Source organism: Bradyrhizobium sp. CB3481, from assembly GCF_029714305.1.
GTDB lineage: Bacteria > Pseudomonadota > Alphaproteobacteria > Rhizobiales > Xanthobacteraceae > Bradyrhizobium.
In genome coordinates this window covers 3,824,968-3,839,378 of sequence record NZ_CP121647.1, presented here as the reverse complement: position 1 = coordinate 3,839,378, position 14,411 = coordinate 3,824,968, and the positions used below count along the sequence as shown (strand labels likewise).

At 64.5% G+C, this 14,411-nt stretch carries 12 protein-coding genes and 1 pseudogene; 3 read left to right on the top strand and 10 right to left on the bottom strand.

Annotated features, from left to right (window positions below; translation table 11 throughout):
• Positions 1-370: 370 nt before the first annotated feature.
• From QA643_RS18645 to QA643_RS18635, 3 genes are all read right to left on the bottom strand, one after another.
• Complete coding sequence (locus QA643_RS18645; protein WP_283034534.1) at positions 371-2,245, bottom strand: PAS domain-containing sensor histidine kinase; 1,875 nt, start codon at positions 2,243-2,245, stop codon at positions 371-373.
• A gap of 122 nt (positions 2,246-2,367) precedes the next feature.
• Positions 2,368-3,138 carry a gamma-glutamyl-gamma-aminobutyrate hydrolase family protein gene (locus QA643_RS18640; protein ID WP_283034533.1) on the bottom strand — a complete coding sequence of 257 codons (771 nt, stop codon included), beginning with the start codon at positions 3,136-3,138 and terminating at the stop codon, positions 2,368-2,370.
• 123 nt (positions 3,139-3,261) lie between these two features.
• Complete coding sequence (locus tag QA643_RS18635) at positions 3,262-3,957, bottom strand: hypothetical protein (protein ID WP_283034532.1); 696 nt, start codon at positions 3,955-3,957, stop codon at positions 3,262-3,264.
• A 149-nt stretch (positions 3,958-4,106) separates the two neighbouring features.
• On the opposite strand from QA643_RS18635, the gene QA643_RS18630 reads away from it, so the two are divergent.
• Positions 4,107-5,228, top strand: a complete 1,122-nt coding sequence (locus QA643_RS18630; RefSeq protein ID WP_283034531.1) for an AI-2E family transporter — start codon at positions 4,107-4,109, stop codon at positions 5,226-5,228.
• A gap of 5 nt (positions 5,229-5,233) precedes the next feature.
• Here the strand turns inward: QA643_RS18630 and QA643_RS18625 are convergent, their stop codons facing one another.
• Positions 5,234-5,536: an antibiotic biosynthesis monooxygenase family protein gene (locus QA643_RS18625; RefSeq protein WP_283034530.1), complete on the bottom strand. Its 303-nt coding sequence runs from the start codon at positions 5,534-5,536 to the stop codon at positions 5,234-5,236.
• Positions 5,537-5,745: 209 nt separating this feature from the next.
• Here QA643_RS18625 and QA643_RS18620 point away from each other — a divergent pair, with 209 nt between their 5' ends.
• Positions 5,746-7,899: a carboxypeptidase regulatory-like domain-containing protein gene (locus tag QA643_RS18620; RefSeq protein ID WP_283034529.1), complete on the top strand. Its 2,154-nt coding sequence runs from the start codon at positions 5,746-5,748 to the stop codon at positions 7,897-7,899.
• An 8-nt stretch (positions 7,900-7,907) separates the two neighbouring features.
• Here QA643_RS18620 and QA643_RS18615 read toward each other — a convergent pair whose 3' ends face one another.
• Entirely contained in the window at positions 7,908-9,005 is a 1,098-nt protein-coding gene (locus QA643_RS18615; RefSeq protein ID WP_283034528.1) for a C45 family peptidase, read from the bottom strand.
• 530 nt (positions 9,006-9,535) lie between these two features.
• On the opposite strand from QA643_RS18615, the pseudogene QA643_RS18610 reads away from it, so the two are divergent.
• Positions 9,536-9,726, top strand: a pseudogene (locus QA643_RS18610) (IS5/IS1182 family transposase); the annotation flags it as partial.
• Here QA643_RS18610 and QA643_RS18605 read toward each other — a convergent pair.
• The 5 genes from QA643_RS18605 to QA643_RS18585 all read right to left on the bottom strand — a co-directional run bounded on the left by QA643_RS18605 (position 9,723) and on the right by QA643_RS18585 (position 14,410).
• Positions 9,723-9,959, bottom strand: coding sequence for a hypothetical protein (locus QA643_RS18605; protein ID WP_283034527.1), 237 nt, complete (start codon positions 9,957-9,959; stop codon positions 9,723-9,725). The pseudogene QA643_RS18610 and the gene QA643_RS18605 overlap by 4 nt on opposite strands.
• A gap of 139 nt (positions 9,960-10,098) precedes the next feature.
• Complete coding sequence (locus QA643_RS18600; protein ID WP_283034526.1) at positions 10,099-11,070, bottom strand: tripartite tricarboxylate transporter substrate binding protein; 972 nt, start codon at positions 11,068-11,070, stop codon at positions 10,099-10,101.
• 52 nt (positions 11,071-11,122) lie between these two features.
• Entirely contained in the window at positions 11,123-12,253 is a 1,131-nt protein-coding gene (locus QA643_RS18595; protein ID WP_283034525.1) for an iron-containing alcohol dehydrogenase, read from the bottom strand.
• Between the two features lie 16 nt (positions 12,254-12,269).
• Entirely contained in the window at positions 12,270-13,307 is a 1,038-nt protein-coding gene (pdxA, locus tag QA643_RS18590; protein WP_283034524.1) for a 4-hydroxythreonine-4-phosphate dehydrogenase PdxA, read from the bottom strand.
• Complete coding sequence (locus QA643_RS18585; RefSeq protein ID WP_283034849.1) at positions 13,304-14,410, bottom strand: four-carbon acid sugar kinase family protein; 1,107 nt, start codon at positions 14,408-14,410, stop codon at positions 13,304-13,306. The genes pdxA and QA643_RS18585 overlap by 4 nt, the downstream gene beginning before the upstream one ends.
• Position 14,411: the final 1 nt, after the last annotated feature.

Below are 14,411 nucleotides of genomic sequence, written 5' to 3'. Positions count from 1 at the left end.
TAAGCCGTAAAGCCATTGCGCAGGGAAGGCCGGGATGCTCCCGCCGAACCTGTATGCTCGTGTGCACCTATTGCTATGCGCATAATGGCACACGAGACCGCGGGTGCGGCGCGCACCCGGTCTTCCCTGCGCCCTCATTTCGATGGGGGCAAAGACGATGCAAACCTCGGGCAATTCGTGTCGCGAGAACGCCGCCTCACACTCAGTCGTCGTCCTCCGCGAAGGCGGGGGACCCAGTGTCCCAGAGACGCCAGTGATAGAACCGACAGGCCGCGGCGTACTGGATCCTCCGCCTACGCGGAGGATGACAGCGGAGGGCGCCGGACCGTTCCCGCATCATTGCAGGTGTAGTGGAGCGAACCAAAACACCCTACTCCTGCTTCGGCGGATTCTCCCTCAGAAACCGCTCGACATCCGGCAGCACCGAGTAGGGCAGCGGGATCGGGTCGCCCATGTGGTCGATCGCGCGGTCGAGGCAGAGCCGGATCATGCGCGCCAGCTCGGCCTTGCGGTAGGGCTTTGCCAGCAGCAGCACGCCCTCGCCGAGGCGTCCGCTTCCGCTAAACGCATCGAACGTGTTGCCGGAGGTATAGAGCACGCGGAGCGGCCGCCGCAGCTTCATCACCTCCTCCGCGAGCTGCTTTCCATTCATGGCGCCGGGCATCACGATGTCGGTGAACAGCATGTCGAACGCCGTGCCGGCATGGACCACCTCCAGCGCCTGCGCCGCATTGGCGGCGGCAATCACCTGATAGCCCAAGCTTTCGAGCCGGCCGATGACATGTGCGCGCACCACGTCGTCGTCCTCGACGCAAAGGATGGTTTCCGTCCCGCCGCGCCATTCGCCGTCTGCTTCCGCCGGCGCATCGCTCGCGTCAGGCGCATCCAAAACTCCCACCTCGGCCTTAGGCAGAAGTATCCGGAAACAGGCGCCCTTGCTCTCCTCGCTCTCGACCACGACGCTGCCGCCGGACTGCTTTGCAAATCCGAATACCATGCTCAGCCCAAGCCCGGTGCCGACGCCGAACTGCTTGGTCGAAAAGAACGGCTCGAAAATCCGTTCGCGAACGTCGGGCGGAATGCCCGCCCCGGTATCGATCACCTCGATCACGATATAGTCGCCGGCACCGAGCCCGCCCATATCAGGCTCATGCGCGCCGCGCGTGAGATTTCCCGTCCGGAACAGCAGGCTGCCGCCGTCCGGCATCGCATCCCGGGCATTGATCGCGAGGTTGACGAGCGCGGAAGAAAGCTGGCTGCGATCGACCAGAGCCGGCCAGACCTCCTCGCCCAAGGCGGTTGCGATCTGAATCTGCCGGCCGAGCGTCGGCGACAGCAATTCGACCACCTCATCGACCAGGGCATTGACGTCGGTCTCGCGCGGCCGCAGCGGCTGCTTGCGGGCAAAGGCGAGCAAATTGGCCGTGAGCTGCGAGGCACGGTCGGCCGCATCGCCGATCATCCGCGCGATCGAGGCGAGCGCGGGATCATGCTTGACGCCGTCGGTCAGGATTTCGATCGTGCCTGTTATCACCGTCAGCACGTTGTTGAAGTCGTGGGCGATGCCGCCGGTGAGTTGCCCGACCGATTCCATCTTCTGCGCCTGGAACAGTTGTTCCGCCGCCGAGCGCTTGGCGGTGATGTCCCTAACGAACGCGTTGACGATGAAGCCCGCCCCGCGGCGCACCGCTGTCAGCGACACCTCGGCGAAGAACTCGCTCCCGTCCTTATGCAGCAGCGGCGTCTCGTACCGGCCGCCGACGGCATCTCCTGCCGCCGCGCCGAGAAAGCGGTCGACCCATTGCCGGTGCAGCGCGCGCTGCGTCTCCGGAAACACCAGTTCGTCCACGCTCCGCCCGATGGCCTCAAGGCGCGTCCATCCCATCAGGGCTTCGGCCCGCGGGCTCCAGTTCAGGATGACGCAACGCTCGTCGGTCTGGACGAAGGCGTCGAGCGTGCCCTCGATGATGGCCTGTGCCATCTCACTGTCGATCAGCGGCTGGTGCGCACGGGCCTGCCCGTGTGGCTTACCGGCATCCGCAGGGGCCGCAAGATCGGAAAGCGGCCTGTGCCAGAGTCTCGCAAAGGCGGCCGCAGCCACAACTCCAAGTACCCCGGCGGCGGCGGCAAACGGCCCGGCCGGGGCGACCGACGTCGCCAGATAATAGGTCACCACGCTCACGACGCAGGACGTCACGATGACGAGCAAAATCATCGCCAGCACGAGACGTCTTCGGTGCGTCATGGCTTTACCAGTCTGGAGATGCAAAATGACTTAGCCGACTTCGGAGAACCGATCCCATGTTTTCGGCCCCGTAAAATTACGATATTGTCGGCCCGAGGCGCTCACGCCCTGCGTGTATCCGGTCAGTTCGCCCGTTTGTGCTCCCTCAGCGCCGTCCCGAACGCCTCGAACAAGGCGCGGTTGATCGGGTTGCGCTGCGGGTCGTATTCGGCGTGCCACTGGACACCGAGCGCGAAGCTCACGGCGTCCGCGATCCGGATCGCCTCGATGGTGCCGTCCTCCGCGATGCCTTCGATGACGACGCGCTTCCCCGGTTCGAGGATGCCTTGCCCGTGCAGCGAGTTCACCCGGATGGTCTCGCAGCCGAGCAAATTGGCAAACGTGCCGCCCGGCGTCAGGTGAACATCGTGACGATCGGCGAACACGACCGTCGGGTCGGGATGGATCTCGCCATTCTCCAGCCGTGGCATGCGGTGGTTCATGCGGCCGGGAATCTCGCGGATTTCCGGATGCAGCGAGCCGCCGAAGGCGACGTTCATCTCCTGCAGGCCGCGGCAGATGCCGAAGATCGGCACGCCGCGGGCGACGCAGGCCTCCGCCAGCGCCAGCGCGACGTCGTCGCGGTGGATGTCGTAGGGCTCGTGCTTTTCGTGCGGCTCGGTCTTGAAGCGGGTCGGATGAACATTGGCGCGCGCCCCCGTCAGCACGATGCCGTCGACGACGTCGAGCAGCGCACCGATGTCGGTAATATCGGGCGAGCCGGCGAACATCAGCGGCAGGGCGCCGGCAACGTCGGCGACCGCGCGCAAATTGCGCTCGCCGACCATCTGGGTCTGGAAACGATTCTCGACACGATGGGCGTTCCCGATCACCCCGACGACGGGCCGCTTCATCGCAAATCTTCCGCTGTCATCGTCCCGTGCAAGGATCTTCCGGGTTGGGCCATATCTGCAGAAGATAATGCCCCCGGCAGCGCGGCGGATCAATATCCGCGGGCAAGCAGCGGGGCTGCCCTGCTATTTTCGCGTGAAGGCCTCGCGGGCGTCGATGCCCTCAGCTCCGGGCAGGCCGGCGGCCCGGAGCGCGGTGGCGGCGGCGCCCTCGTCCTTCAGCCACGGCAATCTGGCCTCGATGCCGCGCGTCACCGGCTCGCCCAGCGCCCCGCCGAAATCGAGCGGCCAGTAGCCGTTCGGCACCACCTCCGCGGATATCCCCTGAATGCGGGAGCCCTTGCCGAGCACGGCCTCGGCAGCGTCAGGCGCCACAAGCCGCGCGGTGCCCGGCCGGACCGGATCGGCAAAGCTGATGAGCAGCGGAATCACCTCGCCCTTCACCGGGACCGTGCCGGTCTGCCGGCTCATCTCGCTGAACGGCACGCGCTTGCCGCCAGCCGCCCCATAGGCACGCAAGGCGACGTAGTTCATGTCGTCGAGCACGAGCTTGTTGTTGTCGAGATGGGCGAGCAGCGCGACGAGATTCCTGCCCCGCCCGAGATCGACGAAAACCGCGTCGCCGAGGGTGCGAGTCTGGCCGCGCCTCGTATAGCTGCGATCGGGGTGGACGGCGAGGACGCTGGACGCCGATTTGCGCCCTTCCGGCATCTCGACCTCGACCGTCAGGCGATATTTATGGGCCGGCCGGTTGATCCTGATCTGGTCGCCGATCACCAGCGCCGCCAGCAGCGCGAGCGGGCCGAACCACTTGAAAAACATCCTCACCCTCGCCGGGCCGTCATAGCCGATGAGATACCGCTTGGCACAGTGGATGCCGCAGCGTCAAACCGGCGCGTCTGCGCCCGCTTGATCCCGGCGACGTTTTGGCCAAAGACTTCCCGCCCGATATTTCACGAGAAGGAATCAACGTGACAGGTCCCGCTGACAATCGCCTTCAGGCCCGCACCGATCTGGCGTGGGCGATCTCGGTCGGCGGCATCGGCGTGGTGCTGTTCGCCGCCCTGCTCGCCTTCACTTGGCACTTCGCCGCGACGCTGTTTCTGCTGTTCTCCGGCATGCTGCTCGGCGTCGCCCTCAACGCCATGAGCAACCTGCTCGGGCGCGTGGTGCGGCTACCGCATGCGCTGCGGCTGACGACGGTGTGCCTGGTGGTCGCAGGGCTCTTGTCGGGCATCGTCTTCCTCGGCGGCACCACCATCGCCCAGCAGACCACGGCGCTGAGCAAGACGCTCAAGTCGCAGCTCGTCAACGTCAAGGGATTCCTCGACCAGAACGGCATCGACACCAGCTTCTTCGATTTCGGCACGCTGTCGTCGACATCGGATGACGGCGCGCCGGCCCCCGCCACGACGCCGCACGCGCTGCCGAGCGCCGGCACGATCGCGGCCAGCGGCGGCGCGATCTTCAGCCAGAGCCTGAAGCTGATCCTCGGCACCGCCAGCGCGGTCGGAAACTTCTTCATCGTGCTGTTTCTGGGGATCGCCTTCGCGACCCAGCCCGGCGTCTACCGCGACGGGCTGTTGTTCATGGCGCCGGACAGGCATCGCACGCGGGCGATCATGATCGTCGACCGCATCGGCGAGACGCTGGAGCGCTGGCTGATCGCGCAGATCATCACCATGGTCGCGGTATTCCTGGTGACCTGGATTGGCTTATCGATCATCGGCATCCAGAGCTCGTTCATCCTGGGCATCCAGGCCGGGCTACTCGCCTTCATCCCGACCGTCGGCGCCATTCTCGGCGGGCTGATCGTGGTGCTGGCCAGCCTCGCTTCCGGATGGGTCGCGGGCTTCTCCGCCTTCATCCTGTTCCTCGGCGTGCACGCGCTGGAAAGCTACGTGCTGACGCCGATCATCCAGCGCCAGGCGCTGGACATTCCGCCGGCCACGCTGTTCGCGTTCCAGATCCTGCTCGGCGTCGTGTTCGGCATCTGGGGGCTGGCGCTCGCGCTGCCCCTGATGGCGATCGCCAAGGTGATGATCGATCACTTCAAGGCGGAACCCTCGCCCGTGGCGATCGCGGCCGGCTGACGGCTTCAGTCGGCCGTGGTCAGCACCGTCTCGGTATGCTCCACCTCGGGCGGCGAGGCAAAATACGGCCCGACCAATGCGCGCCAGGCGGTGAAATCCTCGGAGCCGCGGAAATCCACGGTGTGGTTTTCCAGCGTCTCCCACTTCGCCACCAGCCGGTAGCGCTGCGGCTTTTCGATCGACTTATGCAGTTCGAACCCCTTGCCGCCCTTGGCGCGCAGGAACAGCGGCTTGGCCTTGGCGACCGCGGCTTCAAAGTCCTTCTCGGTGCCCGGCTTGACGTCGATTTGTGCGATTTCGGTGATCATTGCTTGCGCCTTCCCATGAGAATGGCCGTGTCTAGCCCAGCCGCTCGAAAAGCAAAAGGCAAACACCGTTGCTGCGACGCACGCTGAGCCGTCTGAGGCATCACGCATGAGGAAATCGCGCGCGTGACATGCTCCCGCCTCAACCCTTGTTTGATGTACGCTACAACCCAACGAAGAGCGGCAAGCTCGCGGTCACGGGGAGAGAAACGATGAGTCTCGGTCGGGCCCTATTCGCAATCACCTTGGCAACATCGGCAGGCATGCTCGGCTTCACGGCGCCGCCGTCCCACGCGCAGCAATCATCAGCGGTCGCCATCGACAATGACGATATCGGCGGCGTGGTATCAGGACCCAGCGGCCCGGAAGCCGGAGTCTGGGTCATCGCAGAGACCACGGAATTGCCGACCAAATTCACCAAGATCGTCGTCACCGACGACCAGGGCCGCTACGTGATCCCGGATTTGCCGCCAAACGTGAATTATTCGATCTGGGTCCGCGGCTACGGGCTGGTGGATTCGCCGAAGCTGCGCGCCAAGCCCGGCCAGCAGGTCAACCTCACGGCGGTGCCGGCGCCGAACGAAGCGGCCGCGGCGCACTATTACTCCGCGATCTACTGGTACGCGATGATGAAGATTCCGCCGGCAAAGGATTTCGGCGGCTCGACCGAGATTCCGAAAGAGATCACGCAGGACATCTGGCGCCAGCGGATGAACAATGTCGACTGCATCGGCTGCCACCAACTCGGCCAGGAATCCACCCGCACCATCCCGGGCGGGTTTGGCGAATTCCAATCGCACGAGGAAGCCTGGATGCGCCGCGTCTCCTCAGGACAGACCGGCGAATGGATGGTCAATCGGCTCGCCGGCCAGCTCGGCGGCGTGCCGTTCAAATATTTCGGCGACTGGACCGACCGCGTCGCCAAGGGCGAGTTGCCGAAATCCAAGCCGCCGCGGCCGGCCGGCATCGAGCGCAATGTCGTCATCACCTCCTGGGAATGGGCGACGGAAAAACACTTCGTGCATGACCTGATCTCGTCCGACCGCCGCTATCCGACCGTCAACGCCTACGGCCCGCTGTACGGCGCGAACGAATATTCGTCCGACGATATGCCGATCCTCGATCCGAAGACGCACAGAGTGACGTTCTCGAAAATTCCGGTCGCCGATCCCAACGCGCCGGAATCGTTTGGTCCGCCGCTGCACGGTACCGCCCTGCTCAATCCGGTCAGCCCGTCGGCCTATTGGGGCGAGGAGAAGATCTGGAGCAACCACGTCAACAATCACAACAGCATGCTCGACAAGAAGGGCCGCGTCTGGCTCGCGGCGGCGGTGCGCGGCATCGAAAATCCGGCCTACTGCCGCAAGGGCTCCGAGCATCCGTCGGCCAAGGCCTTCCCGCTTGAGCGGTCGGGCAGGCAGGTGACGGTGTATGATCCGAAGACCCAGAAATACAGTTTTGTCGATACCTGCTTCGGCACCCATCACCCGCAGTTCGGCTACGATGCCGACGATACGCTCTGGATGTCGGGCACCGGCCCGGTTGCCGGCTGGATCAACACCAGGCTGTGGGACGAGACTGGCGATGCCGTCAAAGCGCAGGGCTGGGCGCCGTTCGTGCTCGACACCAGCGGCAACGGCAAGCTCGACGAATACACCGAGCCGGGCAAGCCGGCCGAGCCCGGCAAGGACATGCGGGTGGCGGGCTCGGGTCCCTACGCCGTGATGCCGCATCCGACCGACGGCTCGGTCTGGTACACCGTCAACGTGTTCGTCGGGCAACCCGGCTTCATGCGCTTCGATCCCAAGACCAAGCTGTCGGAATTCTACGCCATTCCGAAGGAAGGCATCGGCGTTCGCGGCGGCGACATCGACAAGAACGGCGTACTATGGGGCTCGGGCTCCAACGGCAGCCTGATCCGCTTCGACCGCAACAAGTGCAAGGCGCTGCTGAACGGGCCGGAGGCCACCGGCAATCACTGCCCGGAAGGCTTCTCCTATTTCAAATATCCCGGCCCCGGCTTCGAAGGCTTCGAGAACTCCAGCGCGGAGGCGAGCTATTACACCTGGGTCGACCACTACAACACGGTCGGCCTCGGCGAGAACATTCCGATCTCCACAGCCAACCTCAACGACGGCTTCGTCGCCCTCAAGGACGGGCAGATGGTGATGCTGCGCATCCCCTATCCGCTCGGCTTCTTCGCCAAGGGCCTCGACGGCCGCATCGACGATCCGAACGCGGGCTGGAAGGGACGCGGTCTCTGGAGTTCGAGCGGCGACCGCACGCCATGGCTGATGGAAGGTGGAAAAGGCTCAAGGCCGCGGGCGGTGCACATCCAGGTGCGCCCGGATCCGCTGGCGAAATGAGAAGGTGATTAGGGTCTGGGTTGGACTTTGAGCGGCGGCCTCGCTCTCGGCCGCCGCGATGATGGCAAACCTAAGCCGAGTTGACCGTTGAGATGCTTTATCGGCAGATCCTCACCGGCAACCCACAGCTTGAAGTCGACGTCCATCATGTCTTCCTCAAGCGCGGCGGCATCGCCGCCAATGCCAATTAGCAGCCGTCGCTTGGGCGGTTCGGTGATGATGGTATGCAGCGTTTGGGCGTTGCCATAGTTATGGAAGGCCGGCGAGGCAGAGAAGTTCAGCGCCTTGAAGGTCTGCTCAGCGGTGAGTTCTCGTGCAGCCCAGTTTTCAAGCGGCGGCAGCCTGCCAATCGAGTGCGCGGGGCGGCGGTTCAGACGCCTTAGTTGCGGCGACTGGAAATGATTGGTGCAGGCGAGCCAGTCGCCACGGCGAACGACTACCGCCCCAGCTCCTGCTTCCACCACGGCAGCTACACCGCCAGCGTCGAGCAGGGAATAGTTGTACTTCATGGCGTGAGGCAATCGACGCAGGAGATCGATTGCCTCCGCGGTGGTCGCGCAACTGTCGAGCACCCGCCTGACCAGCAACGTGCTGGTGAGACCGGGGAATCGCGGGAGCACCTTTACCAAGTGCAAGCCGATGGTAAGCCCGTGCTCGTTCATGCCGTCCAGGCGCCCGGTTAACTGGTGACTGCCGCCGATACTGGCGTAGCTGCCGCGGACTTGCACGAGAGCGAACCGCGCCTCATACCCCCGTGGCCAGAAATCATAGTTGCGGCCATACACGCCACCGCTCATGATCGCCGAGCAACCGCCGGTCGGCATGCGCAAGCCATCGTTACCGAAACAAAGGACCGCTTGCTCCATCGGGATATTGAGCCTTTCCGCGACCCCGCCGATCTCCTCCCAGAGGTCGGGAGCATAAGTTCTGAACGCGCGCTCCTCGTTGCGAATCTTGAACCAAGACGGCAGCTGCACCTTCTTGCGGAGAAATGCCTTACCCTTGCGCGTCACCGCAAAGACATCAGCCTGCGCGCGGCCGACCTCATAGGGCGTGCCGCGACATTGCACAAAGCTGACGCGGAGCATCTTGGCAGCGGACGGCATCTTCGTGCCTCATGGGACCGGACGCGCAGGCTATGCCTCTATCGATAGCCTAGAGCGGCCGCAAGCCGGGCTTGTTGAACACAGCACACGTGTCCACAGCCGCTTGGTCACTTTTGGTTACTACCGAACTTCGCCAAGCAGCCGACACCAAGTCCGTTCTTGGGCCAGGTGCGAAAGTTCGCTCACGCCTCGTCGTCATAATTTCTGGGCGTTCCGTCCGCGTACACGCATTGCAGTTCTGAGGGTCGAAAACTGCCAATTTTTTTGACGCCGTTCTCAAGCCAAGTGCAGTCATGAGGTGCATCGCGAACAAACGAACTTCTTCCAAACCGCTCTCGTGAAACGAGATCGTCGACCATCATAACGGGGCCGCCGCTCTTATGCCGAACCAAATTGCCGGGCCGTAAGATCATGATCGCCTCGCAGAGCCTATAGACAGCTATCGCCCGCTGAACGCTTCAGGCGACTTGGCGATGGATAATGGGTTGCAAAGCAAAGGTCAGTCAACCTACCGCGCGCTAGAAGCATCAAATTCTGGATCCGAGCCCATCTGCTTCAGCACGTATCTCTACCGCGCTCGGAGCCTGGTTGAGCGCTTCTTCAAAAAATCAAGCACTGCCGCTGTGTTGCGGCGCGCTATGACTCGCCGCCAACGGACCTTGCCTTCGTTCAATTCGTATCGATCAGGCTATGGCAGCGCGCTAATCAGTCCACGTCCTAGCGGAACAGCAGCACGGTGCCGGCCACCATCAGCGCGCAGCCGATGAACAGGATGGCAGGCCAGCGCATTCTGCGCTGATCGTAACGCCCCTGCGCACGGCGCTCGGTGATGAGCGCCATCTCGAATTCTTCCGAGGTCGAGAACCTGCAGCCGAACCCGCCACGCGCGGAGGCCGCGGCCGCTTCGAGCGACATCAGGGCGGCCTGGGGGTTTGATCTGCGATGTGAATCCATGGCGCAGATGATGGAATGGAATGGTAAACGGAATATTACCAAATCATGTCCATCCGGAGACCAATTCAAAAGTATCGAATTAATCTCCGGAGCTATCGCCCTGTTTGCGCGCGATGATTCGGAAGGCGCGATGTGCGCCCTACTCCAGCTTGATGTTGGCTGACTCGATCACCTTCTTCCAGCGTGCCGTCTCCGACGCGATGTAGGCGGCAAACGGTTCGGCGGGCAGCGCCACGGCATCGGCGCCGAGTTCGGCCATCTTCTGCACCGTCTCCGGCTGCTGCATGAAGGTGCCGATTTCCGCCGACAGCTTTTCGACAACCGGCTTCGGCGTCGCCGCCGGAACGAAGAAGCCGTGCCAGGCGACCGCCTCGAAACCGGGCAGATACTCGGCGACGGTGGGGAGATTCGGATCGAACGACGCGCGCTTGGGCGTTGCGGCGGCGATCAGCGCCAGCTTGCCGTCCTTGGCCTGCGGCAGCAGCAGCGGCACGTTGTCGAAGGCAAGGTCGATCTGGCCGCTGATCAGGTCGGTCAGCATCGTGCTCGAGCCCTTGTAGGGCACATGCACCATCTTGGTGCCCGTCAACTGCATGAACAATTCGCCGGCCAAATGCTGCGAGGTGCCGACGCCGGCCGAACCGAACGAGACCTTGTCCGGATTGGCCTTCAGATAGGCGATCAGGTCAGGCACGGTCCGCGCCTTGATCTTGTCGGGATTGACCACGAGGACATTGGGCACGACGCTGATCTGCATGATCGGCTGCAGATCCTTGTCGGGCTGATAGCTGAGCTTCGGACCATACAGCGACGGGTTGATCGCGAGCGCCGAGGTGCTGGCCAGACCGAGCGTGAGCCCATCCGGCGCCGCGCGTGCCAGCCGCGTCACGCCGACGATGCTGCCGGCGCCGCCGACATTTTCGACCACGAACGGCTTGCCGAGTTTGGCCTGGAGATGATTGGCGACCATCCGCGCAAAGATATCCGCGGTGCCGCCGGCGGCGAACGGAACGATCACGCTCACCTGCCGGGAAGGATATGCCTCCTCCGCCTTGGCGGGAGCCGCCGCCAGCACCATCGCCGACGCAAGAACAGGCCACATTGATCTCATCGAAAGTTTCCTCTGCTTACTGTTATTGGTTCTCTGCCGTGCGGCGGGCCGGCTAAAACGCCGTCTCGTACATCTGCAAAATTTCGTCGCGGCCGAGATCGCGCGGGTTGTTGTCGAGCAGGCGGCGGATGGCACGCGCTTCATCTGCCATGACGCCGAGATCATCCTTGGGAACGCCGAGCGCGGACAGCCGCATCTCGATGCCGAGATCGGCGCAGAAGCCATATGTGGCCTCGAACGCCGCCGCCGGAACGTTCCGTTCCGACAGGCCGAGCGCGTGCAGCACGGCGATCGTCTTCGTCGAGGCCGCCGGCATGTTGAACGCCAGCGTATGCGGGAAGATCACCGCGCAGGCGAGGCCATGGGCGACGTGATGCCGCGTGCCGAGCGGATAAGCCACGGCGTGACCGGCCGTCGTGTTCACCGGGCCGAGGCAATAGCCGCCATAGAGCGAGGCCAGGGCGAGTCCCGCACGCGCCTCGCGATCGCTGCCGTCGTCCACCGCACGCCGCAGATAGCGTCCGACCAGCCGCGCGCCTTCGATCGCGTAGAGATCGATCGCAGGATGCGCCTTGCGGCTGGTATAGGCCTCGACGCAATGCGCTAGCGCGTCGACGCCGGTCGCTGCCGTGACCTCTCGCGGCACGGTCATCGTGAGATCAGGATCGACGATGGCGATGTCAGCCAGCATGAAGCGGCTCTGCACCGCGAGCTTGTTGCGGCTGGCCGGATCGGTGACGAGCGCGCGGGCGCCGGCCTCGCTGCCGGTGCCCGAGGTGGTCGGAATCTGCATCAGCGCGACGCTGCGGCCGGCCACCTTTTCGGCGCCGATGATGCCGGCAAAGGCCACTTCGCTCGTGCAGAGCACGGCTACCAGCTTGGCGAGATCCATCGCGCTCCCGCCGCCGAAACCGATGACGAGATCGGGCGCCGCCTCGCGCGCCATCGCCACCGCCATTTCGAGGTTGGGCAGATCCGGCTCAGGCTTGACGTCGCCGAACACCTTGACCGCACCGGGCAGCCCCAATTGATCGACACGCCGCGCGTTGAACGGATCCGAAATCACAAGCGGCCGCCGAGCGCCGATCCGCTCCGCGAAGCGTGCGGCTGCGGCAATCGTTCCGCATCCGAACTCGACCGCGGTGGGACGAAGGATTTCGATCGGCGTAAATGAATTGGTCATGAGACGTCTGCTCTCGTCACTTTGGAGCGATGGATGTACCAGCGGCCAGGCGCTCGGCGTAATCGATGGCTTCAATCAGGCTGAGCTCGTTGGCGATGCCCTTGCCGGCGATGTCGAATGCCGTGCCGTGATCGACGGAGGTGCGAATGATCGGCAGGCCGAGCGTGATGTTGACGCCGGAAAGCTCCTGCCAGCGGCCGGTCGCGGGATCGACCTGGAAGCCGAGCAGCTTCACCGGAATGTGCCCCTGGTCGTGATACATAGCGACAACAGCGTCGAACTGGCCGGCGCGCAGCTTCACGAAGATGGTGTCGCCCGGCACCGGGCCAACCACATCAAGACCGTCGGCGACCGCCTTGGCGATGGTCGGCGCCGAGACGTCGATATCCTGCCGGCCGAACAGCCCGCCCTCGCCGGCATGCGGATTGAGCGCGGCGATGGCGATCTTGGGGCGCGCGATGCCAAGGCGGCGCAATGCGTCGTCGGTGAGATCGATCACCTGACGCAGCCGCTCCGGCGTCAAACGCTTCGGCACGTCCTCCAATGCAACATGGGTGGACACGTGGCTGACCCGCATGTTGCCGTGCGCCAGCAGCATCACCGAGCCGCGCACGCCGGTCAGATGCGCCAGCATCTCGGTGTGGCCAGGATAGTGATAGCCTGCCTTGTTGAGCGCCTCCTTGTTCAGCGGCGCTGTCACGATGGCCGCGGTCCGGCCGGCCTGCGTCAGCCGCACGCCATGCTCGATCGCCTTGTACGCAAAGCGTCCGCCATCGGCGCTCAATACACCTGGGCGGATCGGCGCACCCTCGGGGTCGGCCTGCAGATAGCAGAGATTGGGCCAGTCATGATCCTCGGCGCTCACCTCCGGGATCGCCATGCCTGCACCGAGCGCGGCCTTTGCGCCCTCCAATGCGGCGCCGCTGCCGATGATCAAAAGCCGCAGATCGCCGCGCGCGATCCGGTCCAGCAGGCCGATGCACGCCTTGACGATGATCTCCGGGCCGATGCCGGCGGGATCGCCCATGGTGATCGCGAGATGGCGAGAGGTCATGTCGGGCTCCTCGTGCTGAGCAAATCATTGTCCTGGAGCAGATCGCGCCAGAGCTCCCTTGTACCAAACGCGCCGGATTTCGAGATCACTTCGACGCCAGCCCAGCGGCCGCCTTGAAGGATGGAACGGGGCAAGCCCGGCACGAGGCGCCCGGTGACCTGCAACGCCTGCGCGCCAAGCGCCAGGCAGAGCGCCTTCAAGGTCTCGCCACCTGCGACGACTAGCGTACCGGGAGGATCGATCTCCGACGTCAGCGCGGTCATTTCACGCGCGATCCGCCGCGCCGCCTCGGCGCGCGACAATTTCTCGGGTAGTGAAAATTTCACCAGTGCCACGCCGTCGCCGGCGAGCTTGCGCTGCACCCGGCCCGCACCCTCGCCTTCGTCAAGCGTGAGGGTAGCCTCACCGCAGGCCTCGAGCTGCGACGCCGTGACAGCCTGATCGGAGCCGAACAATCCCAGCACCGGCCTCTTCAATTGGCGCTGCGCATCGGCACGGATGCCGCGTGTCAGGGCTCCGGCCAGACCACCGCTTCCGCACCAGAGGACCGGCGCGGGCAGACGCCGGCCGATCTCGACCACGCGATCAAGATCGTCATCACTCTCGGCATCGAAGACCTGAACACCGCCATGCGGCCACGTGTTCGGCCCGCCTTGGCGGGCGTCGATGTTCTCCGCCTTGAGTTGCGCCAGCAGATTGTTGCCGACCGGATACCAATCGCCCTCCGGCGCGCGCGCGAATTGCTGGCCGTCACGCGTTCGGCGGCCCTGATAGGCGAAGGCCGGCGCGACGACGCAGGAAGCCCAATGGCCGCGGCGCAGGCAGGCGCCAAGCTCGGCCGCCCACGCGCCGCGGAGCAGGCTGTCGACCTTCTTGTAGGCGATCGTGCCCTCGTTCAGCAGCGGCGCCAGCCGTCCGACGATCTCGATGCTGTCGGCCCTTGCAAGCTCGCGCGTGCCACTATCAATCGCAAGGCTCGGCGAGGCGGCGGCGGAAAGCGCCTCCGGCCAGGTCACGTGGAACGGTCCGCACAACCCCACGAACTCTGCCGCGGTGTCGAGTGCACCGGTGAGATCGTCGGCGAGAAGGCGGACGCTCGTCATC